The 18,423-nt window shown below is 50.7% G+C and carries 20 protein-coding genes and 1 riboswitch; of the genes, 11 read left to right on the forward strand and 9 right to left on the reverse strand.

Translation table 11 applies throughout. The features are described from left to right. Positions 1-40 precede the first annotated feature (40 nt). From rpsU to GK091_RS03765, 3 genes are all read left to right on the forward strand, one after another. Positions 41-238: a 30S ribosomal protein S21 gene (gene rpsU, locus GK091_RS03755; protein ID WP_018622005.1), complete on the forward strand. Its 198-nt coding sequence runs from the start codon at positions 41-43 to the stop codon at positions 236-238. Positions 239-458: 220 nt separating this feature from the next. Then, positions 459-1,382 carry a tyrosine-type recombinase/integrase gene (locus tag GK091_RS03760; protein ID WP_164035275.1) on the forward strand — a complete coding sequence of 308 codons (924 nt, stop codon included), beginning with the start codon at positions 459-461 and terminating at the stop codon, positions 1,380-1,382. Between the two features lie 55 nt (positions 1,383-1,437). Continuing rightward, positions 1,438-2,112 carry an EboA domain-containing protein gene (locus GK091_RS03765; protein WP_164035276.1) on the forward strand — a complete coding sequence of 225 codons (675 nt, stop codon included), beginning with the start codon at positions 1,438-1,440 and terminating at the stop codon, positions 2,110-2,112. Between the two features lie 161 nt (positions 2,113-2,273). Here GK091_RS03765 and GK091_RS03770 read toward each other — a convergent pair whose 3' ends face one another. Then, a complete protein-coding gene (locus GK091_RS03770; RefSeq protein WP_164035277.1) occupies positions 2,274-2,945 on the reverse strand; it encodes a porin family protein in 672 nt (223 codons plus the stop codon). 6 nt (positions 2,946-2,951) lie between these two features. Continuing rightward, positions 2,952-3,617 carry a DUF4136 domain-containing protein gene (locus GK091_RS03775; protein ID WP_164035278.1) on the reverse strand — a complete coding sequence of 222 codons (666 nt, stop codon included), beginning with the start codon at positions 3,615-3,617 and terminating at the stop codon, positions 2,952-2,954. A gap of 225 nt (positions 3,618-3,842) precedes the next feature. Between GK091_RS03775 and GK091_RS03780 the strand changes: the two genes are divergently transcribed. From GK091_RS03780 to GK091_RS03795, 4 genes are all read left to right on the forward strand, one after another. Next, the gene (locus GK091_RS03780) at positions 3,843-4,775 is read left to right on the forward strand and encodes a TatD family hydrolase (protein ID WP_164035279.1); all 933 of its coding nucleotides are present in this window, start codon (positions 3,843-3,845) and stop codon (positions 4,773-4,775) included. Positions 4,776-4,847: 72 nt separating this feature from the next. Then, positions 4,848-5,729, forward strand: a complete 882-nt coding sequence (gene eboC, locus GK091_RS03785) for a UbiA-like protein EboC (protein WP_164035280.1) — start codon at positions 4,848-4,850, stop codon at positions 5,727-5,729. Between the two features lie 138 nt (positions 5,730-5,867). Further along, complete coding sequence (locus GK091_RS03790; protein WP_164035281.1) at positions 5,868-6,704, forward strand: 5'-methylthioadenosine/adenosylhomocysteine nucleosidase; 837 nt, start codon at positions 5,868-5,870, stop codon at positions 6,702-6,704. A 113-nt stretch (positions 6,705-6,817) separates the two neighbouring features. Further along, positions 6,818-8,032 (forward strand): amine oxidase, encoded by a 1,215-nt coding sequence (locus GK091_RS03795; RefSeq protein WP_246202136.1) that lies wholly within the window; start codon positions 6,818-6,820, stop codon positions 8,030-8,032. A gap of 141 nt (positions 8,033-8,173) precedes the next feature. On the opposite strand, the gene GK091_RS03800 is transcribed toward GK091_RS03795, so the two are convergent. The 3 genes from GK091_RS03800 to GK091_RS03810 all read right to left on the reverse strand — a co-directional run bounded on the left by GK091_RS03800 (position 8,174) and on the right by GK091_RS03810 (position 10,805). Beyond that, entirely contained in the window at positions 8,174-8,902 is a 729-nt protein-coding gene (locus GK091_RS03800; RefSeq protein WP_164035282.1) for an esterase family protein, read from the reverse strand. Between the two features lie 54 nt (positions 8,903-8,956). After that, positions 8,957-9,565: an SGNH/GDSL hydrolase family protein gene (locus GK091_RS03805; RefSeq protein ID WP_164035283.1), complete on the reverse strand. Its 609-nt coding sequence runs from the start codon at positions 9,563-9,565 to the stop codon at positions 8,957-8,959. Between the two features lie 181 nt (positions 9,566-9,746). Next, the gene (locus GK091_RS03810) at positions 9,747-10,805 is read right to left on the reverse strand and encodes a homoserine O-acetyltransferase family protein (RefSeq protein WP_164035284.1); all 1,059 of its coding nucleotides are present in this window, start codon (positions 10,803-10,805) and stop codon (positions 9,747-9,749) included. Between the two features lie 174 nt (positions 10,806-10,979). Beyond that, positions 10,980-11,098, reverse strand: a riboswitch (SAM riboswitch). Between the two features lie 189 nt (positions 11,099-11,287). Here GK091_RS03810 and GK091_RS03815 point away from each other — a divergent pair. Then, entirely contained in the window at positions 11,288-11,614 is a 327-nt protein-coding gene (locus GK091_RS03815; protein WP_164035285.1) for a DUF721 domain-containing protein, read from the forward strand. An 8-nt stretch (positions 11,615-11,622) separates the two neighbouring features. Here GK091_RS03815 and GK091_RS03820 read toward each other — a convergent pair whose 3' ends face one another. The 4 genes from GK091_RS03820 to GK091_RS03835 form a co-directional block, all read right to left on the reverse strand. Beyond that, positions 11,623-12,333 carry a class I SAM-dependent methyltransferase gene (locus GK091_RS03820; protein ID WP_164035286.1) on the reverse strand — a complete coding sequence of 237 codons (711 nt, stop codon included), beginning with the start codon at positions 12,331-12,333 and terminating at the stop codon, positions 11,623-11,625. A gap of 87 nt (positions 12,334-12,420) precedes the next feature. Continuing rightward, the gene (locus tag GK091_RS03825) at positions 12,421-13,602 is read right to left on the reverse strand and encodes a glycosyltransferase family 87 protein (RefSeq protein ID WP_164035287.1); all 1,182 of its coding nucleotides are present in this window, start codon (positions 13,600-13,602) and stop codon (positions 12,421-12,423) included. 32 nt (positions 13,603-13,634) lie between these two features. Next, positions 13,635-14,450: a polysaccharide deacetylase family protein gene (locus GK091_RS03830; RefSeq protein ID WP_164035288.1), complete on the reverse strand. Its 816-nt coding sequence runs from the start codon at positions 14,448-14,450 to the stop codon at positions 13,635-13,637. After that, positions 14,387-15,400, reverse strand: a complete 1,014-nt coding sequence (locus GK091_RS03835; protein ID WP_246202137.1) for a glycosyltransferase family 2 protein — start codon at positions 15,398-15,400, stop codon at positions 14,387-14,389. Before GK091_RS03835 ends, GK091_RS03830 begins: the two co-directional genes overlap by 64 nt. A 162-nt stretch (positions 15,401-15,562) precedes the next feature. On the opposite strand from GK091_RS03835, the gene GK091_RS03840 reads away from it, so the two are divergent. The 3 genes from GK091_RS03840 (at position 15,563) to GK091_RS03850 (ending at position 18,408) form a co-directional block, all read left to right on the forward strand. Then, positions 15,563-16,549, forward strand: coding sequence for an ion channel (locus GK091_RS03840; protein WP_164035289.1), 987 nt, complete (start codon positions 15,563-15,565; stop codon positions 16,547-16,549). 78 nt (positions 16,550-16,627) lie between these two features. Beyond that, a complete protein-coding gene (locus tag GK091_RS03845; RefSeq protein ID WP_164035290.1) occupies positions 16,628-17,533 on the forward strand; it encodes a S66 peptidase family protein in 906 nt (301 codons plus the stop codon). A gap of 68 nt (positions 17,534-17,601) precedes the next feature. Continuing rightward, entirely contained in the window at positions 17,602-18,408 is an 807-nt protein-coding gene (locus GK091_RS03850) for a hypothetical protein (protein WP_164035291.1), read from the forward strand. Positions 18,409-18,423 lie beyond the last annotated feature (15 nt).

Consider the following 18,423-nt stretch of genomic DNA (forward strand, 5'->3'; position numbering starts at 1 on the left):
CTTTGCCGTCCGGTTTTAGCTAAATCACAATATTTAAAACATGCTTATCATTAACGTAAAAGACAACGAGTCGATTGACAAAGCCCTGAAACGCTTCAAGAAGAAGTTCGAGAAAACGGGTGTGTTACGGCAGTTGCGGTCGCGGACGGCTTTCCAGAAACCGTCGGTAAAGCGTCGCACAGAGGTTATCAAAGCCGCTTACAAAGAAAGAATGTACGGCAACCACACCGAGCAATAGTCATTTGCGGGTGATGGGTAATTGGGCATGATTCGCTGATTGCGCAGTCAGTAGATTTATGTACCAAGCAAAAATACAGGAGCAGCAGACAGCAATGTCTGCTGCTTTTTTGTTGCCAGTACAATCGAAGTCAGTATTTCCATGATTTAACTACTAATCATGATTAGATTTGACAAAGCGAATCAGAATCCCGCGTGATTTAGTGCAGCAACCTACTCAAATGAATCAACCCAATCCTGCCGGGCCGACTGGCGATTCAGACGAATTTCTCCGGTACATCCGCTATGAAAAGCGGCTAAGTCATCACACGCTGACGGCCTATGCGAACGACATGGAGCAATTCGGCGCGTTTCTGATGACAGAATGCAACATAGATTTGCCGGAGAAGGCAGATTATCGGCACATTCGCTCATGGATCGTGAGCCTGGTCGAAGCAGAGCTGGATAAAACGTCGGTGAACCGAAAAGTGGCCACGTTACGGTGTTATTACGGTTTTTTACTGCGCCGAAAGGTCATCACGATCGATCCCATGACGAAAGTGCAGGCGTTGAAGACCAATAAGAAGTTACCCATGTACGTTGAGGAGAAGCCAATGGACATGCTGCTCAACGACATCGATTTTCCGGATACGTTTGAAGGCGTTCGCGATAAATTGGTGCTTGAGCTACTATACGGAACCGGAATCCGGCTGAGCGAACTGACGGGCTTGAAAACGGCTGACGTTAATCTGTACGAAAAGACGATCACGGTGCTTGGCAAGCGGAACAAGCACCGCATTATACCGCTCACGCAACCTTTGTTCGAGCTTATTCGACAGTATGGCCAGCATAAAGAGACGACCTTCAGCGGGCAAGCCGACACCATACACCTGATCGTGAGTGACAAGGGCGTGCCAGCCTATGCAATGTTGATCCAGCGGATTGTGAAGCGGAACCTGAACCTGGTAACGACGCTCGAAAAGAAAAGCCCGCACGTGCTGCGCCATTCGTTCGCGACGCATTTATTGAATCGCGGGGCGGATCTGAACGCCATTAAAGATTTGCTTGGGCACAGTAGTTTAGCCGCTACGCAGATTTATACACATACGAGCCTGGAGCAGCTGAAACAGACTTATGATCTGGCACATCCAAAGGCCAAGAAGTAACGCGGACTTCTAGTCTGCCCACGTTAAAAAGCGGACTGGAAGTCCGCGTTACGGTATGAATATTCTCCAAATGAGCCAGACGCTGTTCTACATGATCGAACAGCAGGCCAATTCCGACAAGGCAGTTACTTACTTACGGCAGCAGGCTGATTTGTTTCAGCGTAATCCGCAGGTGGCTGATTTCTATCGTGTTTTCACGGCATTGCCCCGCTTTGTCGGCAAACAACCCGTCGATGTACCGGCTGATATGGCGTTTGCGCTGGCGCGGATTCGGCCCGGCTTTACCGTTGAGGGCTGGACGGTCGATCGGCTGGCGCGGGTGTGGTGGCTGTTACAGTTTCCGGTTGAGGACGAAGCTGCCTATGTCAAAACTATCTCGCGACTCTTCAAAGCCGGTGAGCTCAACGAGCTTGTTGCCTTATACTCGGCGCTTCCGGTGCTGGCGTTTCCGGAGGCATGGCGGTTCCAGGCGACGGAAGGAATTCGAAACAACATTGCCGACGTACAATCGGCGATCATGCTCCATAATCCATATCCGGCTGATTATTTCGACGAATCGGCCTGGAACCAGCTCGTTCTGAAAGCGTTTTTTACGGACAAGGACGTTACCCAAATTACCGGGCTTTACGAACGCAAGAACGCCCAACTCGCCCATACGCTGGCAGACTATGCTGCCGAACGTCGGGCTGCCGGGCGCAGTTTGCCGTCAGCTATCGAAACACTGATGTAACGCAGGCGGTCGGCCGGTGCCGCGGAAATCCGCATAAGCCCTCTTGTAACTAAATGCATTATAACTGAGCTTCCGCATCGCGTGATGTTTCGACTACGAAGAAAGCTACTTGCATTTAGTCACAAGCGGACTTCCACGGCGATGGCCGACCACCCGCCTTACTAATACCATCGATATGTAATACCGGCTGACAACATCAGGGATGGGCTGCTGTTCTTCAGCTGGTCGTAGTTGAAGAACACGTTCTGATACTGGGCCTGAATTTCGGCCCCAAATCCCTGCTCACGTCGACCGTAATATTTCAAGCCGATAGCCGGAGCGATAGCGCCCTTGAAGCCGGATTTCTGATCAGCCAGTGTACCAAAATAATTGGTGTAATCGACAAACGCACCACCACCGGCAAACTGTACGTAGGGTCTGATCGCAGCGGTATTATCGGCGAAGTAATACGAGAGCGATGCCATAGCCGGAATGATGGATAGGGTTCGCGTCTGAACCGCCGAAACATCCTGGCCCGTGTTGCCATCCGTATAGCCTATAACCTGACGACCCAGCCGTTGCTTCGCGTATTGATAACCCGTTTTCAGTCCCAGCGAGAACCGTTGCGGAAAGAGCCACTCGCCTTCCAGCGCGAAATTAGTGGGCGACGTCCGGTCAATATACCCTTTCTGACCACCAAACGGCATTGAGACACCATAGCGCGCCGAAATGTTGAACGTTACATATTCGTTATAAGGCGATGGGAATGCATTGACGTACTCATCGCGATTCGTTTGCGCCCAGGACACTGTCGTCAATGTCAGCAGGGCCAGTATTGATAGGATCGATTTCATGATTTCTTATTCTGTTGCCTTTAAATAGGCCGATTGATTGAAGATGGTCGTCGTGGCCACATCGACTGCCTGCTGATCGGGAATATCAGTTCCCCGGACGGTAGCATCGTAGATGACATTCAGCTGAGGTTGGGTCCCTGTCCCTGTGGTTGGGCGATTTTTCAGATCAACGATCTGAATTTCCCAGTATTGATCAGCCACCTGGTACGTGTAGTAGCTCGGATAGTATGGATAATAGCCACCCAAACCGCCGTATCCACCACCCCAGTAGCCGCCATAATACCCGTATGGGTCAACACCAACACCTGTGTACAGGTTATTGACCCGAATAATAGCCACCCCCAAATCAGCGCTTTCGCCCCTATTTACCCGCTTGAAGCCACGACTGGTGAGCGTATTGGCCACATTCGATACAAAACGACCTTCGAGCGGGCCGAGTGATGGCTGATAGCCCGTATTGGATTCAATGACTACGGAGTCGGGCAGGCTAAATGTTTTATACTGGCTGAAGTTGACCGAGCGGTCATAATTGGTAATGTAAACAGGGGCATCGGCCGGACTCAGATCGTTCACCGCATTTTCTTTGCAGGCTGTCAAACCCGCGCCGGTCACTAGCAGCGCAATGGCATACAGGCCCCACTTTCCTTTTCTCAGCTGTTGAAGCGTTACCATGATTGTATTTGTTGTTAGTCTATTTCCCGGACAGGCCGGTATTCATTAATAACGTTGGTATACGACAAAAAATTAAGTACTGTCTATAAAACGCATAGAGTAATCGAGGGTTTGCAAAAAAGATTAAAATGAGGATAAAAAATCGTGCACGATGACGCTGAATTTTTGCGGAACTTTGCCTGCCAATCGGGGTTTTACCAAAATACCCTTACAATCGATTTACTCATGAGTTTCATGGATTCCATTCGTGGCATGTCTTTCTTCGACATGCACGTTCACATGACTTCCCGCACCACCGACGATTATCAGGCTATGGCCGACGCGGGTGTGGTAGCTATGATCGAGCCAGCGTTCTGGCTGGGCCAGCCCCGAACGGGCGTTGACTCGTTCCGGGATTATTTCGCCAGCCTCGTCGGGTGGGAGCGTTTCCGGGCGTCACAGTTTGGTATCCGCCATTATTGCACCATCGGTCTGAACTCCAAGGAAGCCAATCAGGAAGAATTAGCCGAACAGGTTATGGAAATCCTGCCGTTGTTCATCTATAAAGAAGGAGTAGTTGGCGTTGGGGAAATTGGCTTCGACGATCAGACTCCTGCCGAAGATAAATACTACCGGGCGCAGTTGGATCTGGCTAAGGAAGCGGGGCTGCCCGTACAAATTCACACGCCACACCGGGATAAAAAACAGGGTACCAGTCGAAGTATGGACATTGCGCTCGAACATGGACTGGACCCCGGCATGGTCATCGTGGATCACAATAATGAAGAAACGGTTCGGGAAGTGCTGGATCGGGGATTCTGGGCGGGCTTTACTATTTACCCATTCACCAAAATGGGCAATGAGCGCATGGTCGACATCGTAAAACAGTACGGTCCCGAGCGAATTATGATCAACTCCGCTGCCGATTGGGGCATCAGCGATCCGCTGGCCGTACCAAAAACAGCGGCTTTAATGAAGCAGAGCGGGATTTCGGACGAAGCCATCCGGCTCGTAACGTTCACGAATGCCGTCACGGCCTTCGCGCAAAGTGGACAACTGAGCCTTGACGAACTTACGCAGCCATTGGGTATCGACCAGAGCCAGCGGTTCAATGGCAGTTCGGTGCTGCGCGGTGGCCAGGCCCCCCGAGTGGATAAGGATTCGACAATCATAAAATAGGCAGGTGGAGCTGGTTCTGAAAGACCGTCACTCCGTTTACATGTGTCAGTTGATCAGAACTGACACCACTCCATGAGCAAACTAAAGGCGATTCTGTCCCTTACCCGTCCTGCCAATCTCGTCACGGCTGTTGCCGACGTACTGGCTGGAATGGCCATTGCGGGTTATTTCTCAATTTCTAATCCAGCTCCGGCTCCCGTAGGCTGGCTGGCGCTGGCAACGGTTTTTCTGTACGGGGGCGGGGTCGTTTTTAATGATGTGTTCGATGCTGAACTGGACGCTGTCGAACGGCCCGAGCGTGCTATTCCAAGTGGCGTAGTCAGTAAACGTACGGCTACGATACTAGGGTCAGTTTTATTGATCCTGGGCATTGGTGCCTCGTTTCTCGTCAACCAGACGGCTGGCTTGTTGGCGATCGGTATTGCCGTTGCCTCGCTCGTTTATGACCGGTTTGGTAAGCATCATATTTTGTTGGGACCTGTCAATATGGGATTATGTCGCGGCCTGAATCTCCTGCTGGGCGTGAGTGTTATTCCCGATCAGGTTCTGCCGTGGGCATGGGTAGGACTGGTGCCCATTGCGTACATCGCAGCCATAACCATGATCAGTCGGGGCGAGGTCCACGGTGGTAGCGTAACAACGCTTCGGGCGGCTGGGTTGTTGTACGCACTTGTTATTGGTTGCGTAGCCGCGCTGGCCCAGCAGCGGCAGCAACTGGGGACGGCGTTGCCCTTCCTGATTTTATTCGGGTATTACATTTTTCCTCCGCTCTGGCGGGCCGTTCGCGAGCCGGTTGGTCAGAACATTGGCCTGGCCGTTCGCGCAGGAGTTCTGTCGCTCATTGTCATGAATGCGGCCTGGGTCGCAGCGTTTGCGTCGTTTCCCCTGGCGATGCTGGTATTCTGCTTACTGCCATTATCGCGGCTGCTGGCCAAGGTTTTTGCCGTCACCTGATGGGTATGCGGCCAATCAACGGGGTAAAGAAATACACCAATTCAAGGTTTTGTGTAAGCGGGTAAATAAGCATCTTCGAGGTAATTTTTATGCACTGTCAGCCGGAGGCCGTACCTTGTCGTGGCTTAATACAACCGCATGGAAACTAATCTCACCCGAAATCTCTTCCTCGTTCTTCTCTTACTGACACAGACTACCTTTGCGCAACGTTACAAACCACGCTCGATAACCGGATTGCTGGGAGCCTTCGGGGCCGAAGTCGAGCTGGTTAAACAGACGCTGCAAAAACCCAAAACGGTAGTTGTCGATGGCGTCTCGTTCACGACCGGGCGCATCGGGAAACACAGAGTCGTCGTCGCCGAAACGGGTATCGGCAAGGTCAATGCCGCCATGACAACGGCGCTCATGCTCGATCATTTTCGGCCCGAACGGGTACTGTTCACGGGCATTGCCGGTGGAACAAATCCCGATCTTCAACCGGGTGATATTGTGATCGCGGGACGGACGGCTCATCATGATTACGGCTCCATCACCGATAAAAATACGCCAACACGCCAGACGCGCAACGTTATCACCAAGCAATTCAACCCGGTCTATTTTCCTGCCGATTCGTCGCTGATGCGGCTGGCCGAACAAGTGGTAAAGGGCGTTACGCTGGAAGGAATTCCACTCGCGGACGGCGGTGTTTCGAACCGTCCAGTAAAAGTGATGACCGGTACAGTGGTAACGGGTGATGTATTCGTTGCTTCGCCCGTGAAAGTGAGCAGCTTACGGGCTGATTTTGGGGCTGATGCTACCGAAATGGAAGGAGCTGCTATTGCGCAGGTGTGTTATCAGCTACAGGTGCCTCATCTGATCATCCGCAGTCTCAGCGACCGCGCCGATGCAGAAGCGCATATTGCCTACGATAAATTTTACCCCACAGCCGCCCGCAATTCAGCGAAATTAGTCATCGCGATTGTGCAGGCACTATAGTCATTTGCCGGTCGCTGGTTTAGTCGGAGGAGCTACGTGTTCCTTCGGAGAAAACGAAGCGGTTTCCCGTCCGGCTTTTTTTAATCCAATTAACTAGTTATACGTTCAGCCCGATGGCTGCCAGTTCTCTTATGCTCAACACGGACAAACCTTTTTCCAAGAACCCCTTCCAATCTTTCTGGTGGGCAGGTTATGAATGCACCGACCAGCTCAATTGCTTTGGAAATCGGGTCGATTTTTTGCCGCTGACAGGTCATTCACAGTTGCTTAGCGACGATTATAATCAACTCAATTCGTTTGCCATTCGTACCGTTCGGGAAGGTATTCGCTGGAGTCAGGTCGAAAAAACGGCTTACCAGTACGACTGGACGATGGTCGAGCGTATGTTAGCGGAAGGACATCGGCAGGGTGTTCAGCAGGTCTGGGATTTGTGCCATTTTGGTTACCCCGACGACCTGACGCCGTTGCATCCGATGTTTGCCCGGCGTTTCGCGGCCTTGTGTCGGGCATTTGTTCGTTTTTACCGGGACTTGTACCCCGATGACGTGCTGATCGTAACGCCGATCAACGAAGTAAGCTTTATGTCGTGGCTGGGTGGTGATGTTCGCGGTACATCGCCCTATTGCACCAGGCAGGGCTGGGAGGTGAAGTTGGGGCTAATGCGAGCCTACATTGAGGGCGTGGCTGCGATGCGCGAAATCGACCCGTCTATCCGCATCCTTACGACCGAACCGCTGATTCAGCTGGTACCCCCGCAGAATGCTACCAGAGGTGAAATTATGGATGCGGCCATTGCGGACGAAAACCAGTTTCAGTCCGTCGATATGCTGGCCGGAAAAATCGCTCCCGAATTAGGGGGCTCACCCGAATACCTTGACATACTGGGGTTCAATTACTATTACAATAACCAGTGGGTCAACAAGACGGGTATATTTCTGGGTTGGAACGACGCCGTCCCCGATCCGAGATGGGTTCCACTGCGACGCTTGCTGATGAAAGCTTATCATCGGTATGGCAGACCCATTGCCCTGACCGAAACGAGCCATCCCGGCATTGACCGGCCCGGCTGGATTAGTATGATTGGGCGCGAATGTGCGGCTGTTCTGGAAGCGGGTGTCCCACTTTGGGGCGTATGCTTGTATCCGATCATAGACCGACCCGATTGGGACCATCTGGACAACTGGCATCGTTCTGGCCTATGGGATGCCGATTTAACCGTCGATCCACCCGGTCGTATCCTGTATAAACCGTATGCTGACGCATTGCTGCAAGCACAACGTGCGGTGTCTGACACGTCTTTACTCGTAGCTAACTCATCCGTTGTCTAGGGAGTTACCACGATTGAGAAGAGTGTGGACCAATCAGATGCCGGGGGGTCTATACTGAGGGTTGTCTTCGGGGATGGTAGGTTTCGACGAGGCTGAATGGTGTATTTAGCACCATTCAGCCTCGTATTGATAATCAGTATATTATAGGTATATCTGGACCATTTTATGCCAGTCATCGGCCTGATGCGCCCGCCCGTCCCATATATGTAATTCGTGCTTTATATGTTTCGTGCAAAGCGTTTCGCTCAGGGCCAGATTGCTATTCAGAAACGGATCGGCAGCGCCTACGGTCATGACGATCTGCATCCGGCGCAGATCGTCCAGCACGTCCGTATTTTCCAGATTTGGTAGGAAATGATTTGGGTTGTGAAAGTAAATATCTTCGTCGTAATAGTCATCGAACAAGCCACGGAACTCCGCAACGGGGGCGGATAAATCGTACCGGCCACTCAACGCGACTAGTTTACCGAACCATTGGGGATGGCGAAATGCAATGTTGGCCGCATGATAAGCCCCCAAACTACAGCCATGTGAAATCATGAAAGGCTGCGGATTTTTCAGCCGGGAAAACGGCAGGACTTCGTTCAGAATGTAGTGTTCATACTGGCCGTGCCGTTTGATCCGATCCGGTGGGGGAATATAGCGGTTATAGATGCTCTCCCGATCGATGCTATCGACGCAGAAAAGCTGGAGCCAGCCCTTATCGAGTCGATCGGCAAGTGCGTTGACAAGGCCTATCTCTTCGTACTCATAAAAACGGCCACGTCGGGTCGGAAAAACTAAAACCCGAGCGCCAGCATGGCCAAAAACCAGCAATTCCATGTCACGGTTCAGATTTGGGCTGAACCACTTGTGATACTCACGATCCATAACGAAGCGGAAAGGTTTGATGAAATTGCAGCCGTCGACGCAAACTAAGGCAACTTAGTAGGTAAACAAATTATTAAAAATTTGCGATTCCTCTAAAACCTGCTTCCAGACCTGGTAACCTGCCGAGTTGAGATGAAGACCATCGGCTTCAAAAAGTTCACGACGTGGCCGACCATCGCCACCCAGTAGGGGCGATGTCATGTCGATCGTCTGAAAAAGAGGATTTTTACGAACCTCGTCAGTGATGAGCCTGTTCGTTGCGCGAATTTTATCCCCGATTCCCCAGCGGGCCGGACTCAGTTTTATGGTAAGAAAAGACAGCGAAGTATCGGGCAACTGCTGGCGCATTCGGTCGGCAAGGGCGCAAAAAAACAGGCACACTTCTTCTGGGTGTCGTCCATCGCCGAGGTCATTATCACCTGCATAAAACACGATGGACTTTGGGTTTACCGGCACCACCAGCCGGTCAAAAAACCAGGTGCAGGCTGCGAGCGTTGACCCACCGAAGCCCAGATTGAGTGTGTTTATCTGGGGGAAATCGTTTGCCAAGGTTGTCCAGAGCCGGATCGATGAGCTACCATAAAACACAACCCGGTCAGCCGTGGGATCAATTGTCTTGGTTTTGGCTTCGAGTAGCCGAACTTCGTCTTCGTACCAGACCATCTGGTTATAGTAGGATTAAGTGTTGCCTGACGGCTTCTAATAAACTCTCTGGATAGGCTTTCGCACCAGTATTTATTAACTCAAAAGTAGAAGAATGAGTTGCTATGCGTTCTAGAGTTATTAGCTTTTGGCACTTATTTGTTGAGGTAAATTTGTCTTTTAGGATAAACCGTACGATTTTTTACTTTTTCACCGGCTCCGCCAGTTTCTTTAAATCCGGTTCAGCTGCCGCCATCCATTTGCGGATAATGCCACCCAAGGGCCGGAATTCGATCAGAAAACCATCGTGTCCATAGAGTGAATCAATCTCTTCGTAGGTTGCATCCGGAATGTGGCGGGCCAGAAACTGCTGTTCAGTTGGAGGAAACAGCAAATCAGACCGGATGCCAACAACCAGCGTTCGGGCTTTTATCTGATTCAGGGCGTTCAGAATGCTGCCCCGGTTGCGGCCAACATTGTGCGAGTCCATTACCTTCGAGAGTGTCCAGTACGTAAACGCGTTGAATCGTTCGGCGATTTTCTCACCCTGGTAGCGCTGATAACTAGCTGACTTATAGCCGTCCAGCTGCTCGTTGTTGTCGAGCGCCTGCGTGAACCCGTACGTATCGTAATTTCGGTACGAAATCATCGCCATGGCCCGAGCCGCTTTCATGCCCTGCGCCCCGGCATCGTCGCGCCGTTCGATCCAGGTCGGATCTGCCTCAATGGCCATCCGTTGCGCTTCGTTAAAGGCAATGCACCAGGGCGATGCCACCGCGCTGGCGGCAATCAAGACTAAGTTGTCGATCAGATTTGGTCGCAGGATGGCCCATTCGACGGATTGCTCACCACCGACCGATCCGCCGACGCAGGTGTGGATTTTTTCAATGCCCAGTTCCTGACGCAGCAGGTCCATCGCTTCGACCATATCGCGCACGGTTATGGCCGGAAACTCGTGGTAGAACGGTTGTGTGGTGGCCGGATTGATCGAAAGAGGGCCGGTCGATCCGTAGCAGGAACCCAAAATGTTGGCACAGACGATGAAATTGGTTTCCGGATTGAAGTATTTACCGGTTCCAACCATGCCAGACCACCAGTCACCCGGATCGGCATTGCCCGTGAGCGCGTGGCAAACCCAGATAACATTGGATCCGTCATTGTTCAGGGTTCCACGCGTTGTGTAAGCCAGCCGAAAACCCGGCAGACTCTCTCCCGATTCGAGCGGGAACGAATATTTATAGTCGAAATACTGGATGTCCAAAGGATGATGCGTTTTCTGCTCTGACGTTTTCAGCGGTGGCGGAGACACAAGCTGAAAACCATAAACGAACTGGAACCGCCCAAGACCACTCCCGGTCAACGGTGCGATAAGGTGAGTAAGACTTAGTAGGCCGTGGAAGGCATACCGTGCTGTTGGTAGAGCATGTGAGTATACGATTTATAGTCCCTAACGATCCGCCATCGCGGTTGCTTTAGGCAGGAGTTAGCACCTTGCCGTGTGGTAGGTTGCCAGCGATTCACAGAGCCTGATCTCTCCTCGCTTCTTTATAAATCAATTGACGCCGGTAGTATTGTGCGTGACGTCTGGTAATTGACTTGATAACGCAAGTATACTAGCCAAACCGCGCCAATCCAAACACCATCCTTATTTTCTGGCCATTGCCTTATTTTTTTGACTTCGTTCCTGAACAGGGTATATTTAATCAGCGGTATATTTACTTTTGTAGCGAAGACACGTCACCGATGAGCAAAACGTACCATTACAATCGCGAGAATGCTACCCGCGCAGCTGGCACTACGACCCTGAAGGACGCCATCGGACAGCTATTGAAAGCGTATCAGCTTCAGACCCGCTTTAACGAAACGTATCTCGAAGCATTCTGGGGACGCATGATGGGACCAACGATCGCATCACGCACAAACCGGCTCTACGTTCGGGATCGTAAACTGTACATCGAGATTGCCTCAGCCCCGTTGCGTAACGAACTTGTCAATGCCAAGCAGAAGCTGATTCAGCTCGTAAACAAAGACATGGGTACCGATGTGATTGACGATGTAATATTTATCTAGTTTCCTGCCTAGAACTGAATCAATAAGTTCTGCCGCTCCTGCTGCATCGTTAAGGGCTCATCAACGAATTTGGCGTTCAACCCCAGCCGCTGACAGATTGCCAGCCATTCCTGTTTGGGAACCACCAGAAAACCATTGTTCTTACGGACCTTGTAATACGAAGAAAATCGCAGGCGTACCAATAGGCGGATCATCGTCAGTAACTGACCTTGCCGGAGCGACCGGCCGATAATGCTCCCGATATCTTTCAAAACACTGCCGCCAACCATCAGGTCACAGATCATCGCTTTGGCACCGGGTGCCGCAACCTGCTTCATAGAAGCCAGCAGTTGCTCAACTTCGGCGACGTTGCGGTAATACTGAACCACGCTCATAACGATAATTACATCAAACCGCTGGTTTAGGACCGGGCTGAAATTGAGGTAGTCGTCCGCCGGTAAATCGTGAAAATGAACCGTAGGATGTTGGGCGTGTACGTTGCGGGCGATCTCGTTATAACGTTTGGATATGTCCAGTCCGTGCATCTCGGCAACCCGGTCGTGCCAGGCTGTTTCCAGATTGCCAGGGCCGGAGCCAATATCCAAAACTTTTAGATTTTTCGACAGTGGAATGTATTTTTCTACCCGTGCCAAGAAATAGCCATAGTTAACGGACATGGAATTATCAAATTCGTTTTCCTCCTGCCAGAAATCGAGCCACGTTGCTGCTTCGTTAGCCATGTTTAGTTTGGTCGCTACTGAATTGTCTACTTGATTGTATGAATATACGCTGACCCGGAGTCAGCAGACTGTGGTTCCTGAATCGCGTCAATAGCTCTTCCCCAATGACAACTCCGAATTGTGAACATCCGCCGATGCACCAGTTGATGAAGGTATGTGCATCTGCCAGATAATTCGAAACCAGATCAACACGCAGGGTAACGCTTTGAGAACGTAAGGCAACACGAATCGGTCTCGCAAAACAGGTGGAAATATATCACTCGGCGAAAAAACCGTTAATACGAGGCAGCTGATCAGGAGCGTCTTATCCAATAAACTCCGGGGGCAATAGAACCACCAGATCATGACCCCGGTAACGGCCGTAATGTACGTAGGCGATTCCGAAACAGGATTGAAAATGACCTGAAAGATAAGCACCGAGGCAACCATCAGCATCCGAAACCAACGCTGGCCAAATCGTTTGGTATGAATGTATACGGTACAGAATAAGACCACGCCAAAACCGATAATAACCGGTGTGGCAACATCGGGCGAAATAAACGTATGGACAAGCCGGTGAATGGACGTATTCGCCCATTTGTCGTGATCGGATTTGATGAGCAACTGATTGACCCACAGCTCATACTGCCACCATAATTTAGCGGGCGACGTGAAAAAGATCGGTAGCAAACCCAGTACCACCGCCCAGCCGACCATGGCTACCAAAAAACGGGGCTTCTGCGGATAGAGTAGAAACAGAGCCGCAGCAACTAGGCTGTAAATTTTGATATTGAAGCCCAGCACAATGAAAAAGGCCGCCCAGATGGGTTGCTTTTTCTCGAAACTGATAAAAGCAAATAAGGGAATAGCCGCAATGAATGGATTCGTCTGGCTGTTGACCAGTGACGTGAATAACTCCTGTAGACAAAACCAGTAGGCGAATACTTTCTGCTGGTGCGTAAATGGCATACGGTATATGGCCAGTACCCAGACGCCCGCGAACAAAAAATGCCAGAGAAATAAGCCTAACCGAAACGGTAACCCAAAAATAGGTGAAAACAACGCTGCGAAGGTAGGCGCATAGTGATAATGGTCTCCATATTCGGCTGGGTACTCATTATACAGGCTTACACCATCGATCAAATGGTAAAGCGAATAGTAGAAAATCTTGTAATTATTCGAATCAAGGAGAATAACTATCCGCGTACTGGCGAACAGTGTAAGGAGGGCGTAAACACCAAAAATAAAGCGGTAGTCGCTGAATATCGGTTTCTTGAAGAATGATAACATCAAAAGGAAATGTCAGACATAAGAGTAGGTACTCAATGGGAAGTCGCTGTCAGTTGCTGCGTAAAAGCCCCCATTGTGGCAAACTCGCCCATCGGTCTCAGATACCGCAATAACGCTTCAACCCGGTCGAGTAATGCATCGCGGGAGTGTCGACGAACGTACGTGGGAATTTTTTCGTAGCCTGACAGGTCCGTAAACTCCCACGGATGAACGTACAGATTCAGGAATCCTTCGGTTTGAAGCGTCTGCTTACACAACTGCTTGTAGTAGGCAAAGGGGAAGTTTTTCAGGCTTAACCAGAACAGCGGTAAGCGGAGCGTAGGCGTAACTGAGGCCGGAATTTGCCAGACGCCTGCTTCCTGAAACGGTTGCTTCGGTTCGCCCCAGTGGTTGTAGCGGCCCGGTAGCCATGTAGGATGCAGCGACGAATTATACGCATAGCCAGCCTGTTGAACATCATGTGGATCGACAAAGCCCATCCGGGCCCGCCGAAAACCCGTAATGGGCTTATCCAGCAATTTTTCCAGTGCCAATCTGGATTTTAGCAAATCGGCAGGTTCGAAGGTTGTGTGGAAATAGCCATGGGAAGCGATTTCGTGTTTGCCTGCTAGCTGGCGCACCAACTCTGGTTCATGGAGCGCATAATTGGCCGTTGTGAATAAGGTGGTACGGGCATCAACGGCATCAAATCGTTCGGCCAGCAGGCGTAGGCCCCGCGTCGAAACGGCCACTTGTTCACGCAATGAGATATCGTGACCAAATTCGACAGCGGTATCAAACTCCTCTACATCGACGGTGAATAATATATAGTTCCCAGCGGGTGTTGCTCGTCGGTCGGGGCTTCCCATATTGTCTCAGTCTCCTCAATATCGCTCGTGTCGCCAATGATGTAGGCAGGACGTTGTTTTACTTCCACGAACGTTTTGCCCAAATATACGCCGATAATGCCGATCATGATAAACTGAACGCCACCAATTAGTACAGAAAGCAATACCAGTGTAGTCCAGCCCGATACGGTTGCATCTGTAAAAAAGTACTCATACAACGTCTCCAGACCGAACAGCGTAGCAAACAGAGACATGCCGAACCCGAGCAATACCGACAAATAAAGTGGCTTCGTGGAGAACGATGTAATGCCCATAGCGGCCAGTTGCAGCATCTTCCGGAACGAGTATTTGGAGCGACCGGCGTATCGGGCAGCGGGTTGGTAAAGAATCCGGCATTGGCGGAAACCTACCCACGAAATGGCACCACGTAGAAACAGATCATTTTCTTTGAACTGCTTTAGCGTATCGATAACTTTTCGATCGAGTAACCGGAAATCAGCGGCACCGTCTTCTATTTTCAGCCCCGATACCTTCCGCAACAGGCTATAGAACTTCTTGGATGTCGCGCGTTTGAACCACGATAGCTTGGGATCTGGCTGACGAACCGTATAGACAACGTCGAAGCCCTCGCACCATTTGTCGACCAGCGCGGGTATCAGCTCGGGGGGGTGCTGAAGATCGGCATCGAGACAGATAACAGCCTGACCTCTGGCGTTTTCGTAACCAGCGCGTAGCGCCATCTGATGACCGAAATTACGGGAAAACGACAAAAAGCGTACAACGGGATAAGCCTTACTCAACTGACGGAGCACATAGCGTGTCTGGTCGGAACTGCCATCGTCTACGATCAGAATTTCGTAAGACTGATAACGTTCCATGACCGCCATGAGCCGATGCACCAGAACGGGTAAATTCTCTTCTTCGTTGTAGGCTGGTACGACTATACTAATCATACCTTGAGATGATTTCATTGTATCTTCGTGAGTCAAGATTCCGGTACGGGGTTTTCGGTCAATTTTTACGCTAAAGTAAGTATTTATACTTATTTATTTATTATACATGAATTAAAGTTGTTTTAAAAAAGTTCATAAACCCCTGTGCGTCGCTAAAAAGATCAGTCGCTTATACGCCCTATGAATACGTTGCCGAAGCAGAATTTACACGGTCGGGATAGTCAACTTGTTGAGCAAGAAGGAAAAAGACAGGATCTGGGATTTGGCACCAAACTGAACGACACGTATTCGCGGCTCGTCAATAAAGACGGCAGCTTTAATGTAGCGCACAAAAACGGTACGTTCTGGGACCGACTGAATCTCTATAATCGCCTTATCACGATGACATGGCCCCATTTTTTGGGGTGGGTACTGGCCTTTTATCTGCTTGCAAACGGTTTCTTCGCGGGCATCTACGTACTGGCCGGGGCTGAATATCTGCAAAGCACATCGGATCAGTCTTTTTATGGACCGTTCTGGAAGGCTTTTTTCTTCAGTTCCCAGACGCTGACGACGGTGGGGTACGGGCACATTGCACCCACAAGTTTTTTGTCGAGTATCATTGCTGCGTTCGAGTCGATGATGGGCTTGCTGTCGTTTGCGTTAGTAACGGGACTGCTATATGGCCGATTTTCGCGACCATCTGCCCATATCAAATTTTCCCAGCGGGCCGTATTCGCTCCGTATCTGGACGTTAATGGCTGGATGTTTCGGGTGATCAACGCCCGGTCTAACCAGTTGATCAACGTACAGGTAGAGGTGACTATGTCACGGATGGAGCTGAAAGCCGATGGCGATCATTATCGTAAGTATTATCCGCTGGCACTCGAACGGACGAAGGTGACCTTCTTCCCAACGAACTGGACACTGGTTCACCCAATTACCCGCGAAAGCCCGCTACATGGCTGCACGCCCGACGACCTTGCCAAATCAGACACTGAGTTTCTGATTCTGCTCCGGGCCATGGATGATACCTTTTCGCAGGAGGTGCACCGGCGGTATTCGTACCGCTACGACGAAATACTCTGGGGACATAAATTTCGCCCTATGTTTGATAACAGCCAGCAAAGTATGCTCAACCTCGATCTCGACAAATTAGACGAAACGGAAGAAGTTGCGCTTAATTAGCGAATAAGTAGGGCGGGTGGAAACCCGCCTGAAACAAAAAAGGACACTCCCTACATAACAAACTTAAGACTCATCACCTTGATTAAACCCCCTTTTCTGCGTCCCGGCGATACGGTCGGTGTAGTGGCTCCTGCCAGTTGGTTTCCTTACGAGGAAATGGCTGAGGGATTGCGTATTCTACGCGATGTCTGGCAACTCAACGTCATTGAAGGTGATAGCCTGCGCGCTGTTGACGGGCCATTTGCGGGTTCGGATGCGTTACGACGTGATGATTTGCAACGGCTTTTTGACGATCCATCCGTGAAGGCTGTTTTTGCGGCCCGTGGTGGGTATGGCTGTTACCGGATTGTTGATCAGCTGGATTTGACGGGCCTGACGCAGCAGCCTAAGTGGCTGGTCGGTTTCAGCGATGTGACAGTTTTGCTAAGCCTTTTCTATCAGCACGGTGTACAGAGTCTGCATGGCCTGATGCCCCGGCAGTATGGGCAACCCGATCGGGCTGAATCGCTCGAATCAGTGCGGCAATGGCTGTTTGGTGAATCACCGGACGCATATTCGATCCCATCGGATTCGTTGAATCGGCCAGGCAACGCAACGGGGCCACTGGTAGGGGGGAATCTGACCATGCTGGTCAATTCATTGGGAACGCCGACCGATGTGGATTTTTCGGGAACGATCCTGTTTATTGAAGACATTGACGAGACGCTGTTTTCCCTCGACCGTATGATGACGCAGCTCCATCGGGCGGGGCGGCTGGCAAAGCTGGCTGGTTTGATTGTGGGTCAGTTCACTGATATGCGCACAAACGCGTCATTGCCGTTTGGGAAAGATGCGTTTACGATCATTGCCGACGCGGTTGCGGAGTACACGTATCCCGTCCTGTTCAACTTTCCGGCGGGGCATGTTGATTATAATCTGGCGTTGCCGATCGGGCAAACGGTTCGAATGACGATTGATAGCACGACGAGTCGACTGGTCTTCTGATGCCTATGCGGCTGGTGGGTAGGTTCCTGAGTAGTTGTACTTTTTCCGTAGACCATTATCTATCGCTCATGATTCGCTCACTCCGTTGTTTATGGTTAAGCCTGATCGTGCTGGCGAGTGTTGTTGTTGGCTGTCAGAACGATCCGAATCCGCAGAAAACCAGGTATCGGGTCAGTAAAGCTGTTCAAACAGCCTTCAATTCTGACGTTACAATGATTTATCAATACGACAGTCTGGGGCGACTACAGCTTGTTAACGAGTACCCAACCGTATCGGCTGAGCTGACTGGTGTGACCCCGACCGCGCAAACGATAATTTACTACAAGTCAGTAACTTCAGAACAGATCGACCGGGTTGACCGGCGCTTGACCCGACCCGTTTTGGGCGAAGATGGACTGGAAGCAGGTACGCAACGGCTGTATCATTACGACAATCAGGGGCGACTATCGTACGTCAAGGAGTCGAAAGCATTGAACGGCTTTACAGCGTTTAAACTCATCCAGGCTTTTCAGTACGAATACAAGGCGGATAATCTACCGCTGCAACTGATTGTGTCCGGACCCCCTCCGCTGCTGGAACGCAATATTTACACGTACAAATTCGACAAGGGCAACGCCGTCCATATCGATCTGACGGTCGTTACGGCCCGAACAACGACGCCCAGAAGCAGCGAATCCGACGTGACCTTCGACAAAGCGCCCGGCGTTTATAGTAATTTCTTCGCTATCTATCCGGGAATCACCTCGTTTAACAAAAACAATGTCATCAACGCCAATACGACAATGATCAACAATGAGCGTGGTCTATTGGCAAAACGGATCAAAAAGGGTGCTTATGTTGATGAAGTAACAGAGTATACGTATGAACTGTATTGACAAACGCTGACCACA

Source organism: Spirosoma agri (assembly GCF_010747415.1).
Taxonomy (GTDB): domain Bacteria; phylum Bacteroidota; class Bacteroidia; order Cytophagales; family Spirosomataceae; genus Spirosoma; species Spirosoma agri.

Coding starts and splice junctions, on each gene's coding strand:
- rpsU (WP_018622005.1), top strand. CDS start 41: ATGCTTATCATTAACGTAAAAGACAACGAGTCGATTGACAAAGCCCTG.
- GK091_RS03760 (WP_164035275.1), top strand. CDS start 459: ATGAATCAACCCAATCCTGCCGGGCCGACTGGCGATTCAGACGAATTT.
- GK091_RS03765 (WP_164035276.1), top strand. CDS start 1,438: ATGAATATTCTCCAAATGAGCCAGACGCTGTTCTACATGATCGAACAG.
- GK091_RS03770 (WP_164035277.1), bottom strand. CDS start 2,945: ATGAAATCGATCCTATCAATACTGGCCCTGCTGACATTGACGACAGTG.
- GK091_RS03775 (WP_164035278.1), bottom strand. CDS start 3,617: ATGGTAACGCTTCAACAGCTGAGAAAAGGAAAGTGGGGCCTGTATGCC.
- GK091_RS03780 (WP_164035279.1), top strand. CDS start 3,843: ATGAGTTTCATGGATTCCATTCGTGGCATGTCTTTCTTCGACATGCAC.
- eboC (WP_164035280.1), top strand. CDS start 4,848: ATGAGCAAACTAAAGGCGATTCTGTCCCTTACCCGTCCTGCCAATCTC.
- GK091_RS03790 (WP_164035281.1), top strand. CDS start 5,868: ATGGAAACTAATCTCACCCGAAATCTCTTCCTCGTTCTTCTCTTACTG.
- GK091_RS03795 (WP_246202136.1), top strand. CDS start 6,818: ATGGCTGCCAGTTCTCTTATGCTCAACACGGACAAACCTTTTTCCAAG.
- GK091_RS03800 (WP_164035282.1), bottom strand. CDS start 8,902: ATGGATCGTGAGTATCACAAGTGGTTCAGCCCAAATCTGAACCGTGAC.
- GK091_RS03805 (WP_164035283.1), bottom strand. CDS start 9,565: ATGGTCTGGTACGAAGACGAAGTTCGGCTACTCGAAGCCAAAACCAAG.
- GK091_RS03815 (WP_164035285.1), top strand. CDS start 11,288: ATGAGCAAAACGTACCATTACAATCGCGAGAATGCTACCCGCGCAGCT.
- GK091_RS03820 (WP_164035286.1), bottom strand. CDS start 12,333: ATGGCTAACGAAGCAGCAACGTGGCTCGATTTCTGGCAGGAGGAAAAC.
- GK091_RS03825 (WP_164035287.1), bottom strand. CDS start 13,602: ATGTTATCATTCTTCAAGAAACCGATATTCAGCGACTACCGCTTTATT.
- GK091_RS03830 (WP_164035288.1), bottom strand. CDS start 14,450: ATGGGAAGCCCCGACCGACGAGCAACACCCGCTGGGAACTATATATTA.
- GK091_RS03835 (WP_246202137.1), bottom strand. CDS start 15,400: ATGAAATCATCTCAAGGTATGATTAGTATAGTCGTACCAGCCTACAAC.
- GK091_RS03840 (WP_164035289.1), top strand. CDS start 15,563: ATGAATACGTTGCCGAAGCAGAATTTACACGGTCGGGATAGTCAACTT.
- GK091_RS03850 (WP_164035291.1), top strand. CDS start 17,602: ATGATTCGCTCACTCCGTTGTTTATGGTTAAGCCTGATCGTGCTGGCG.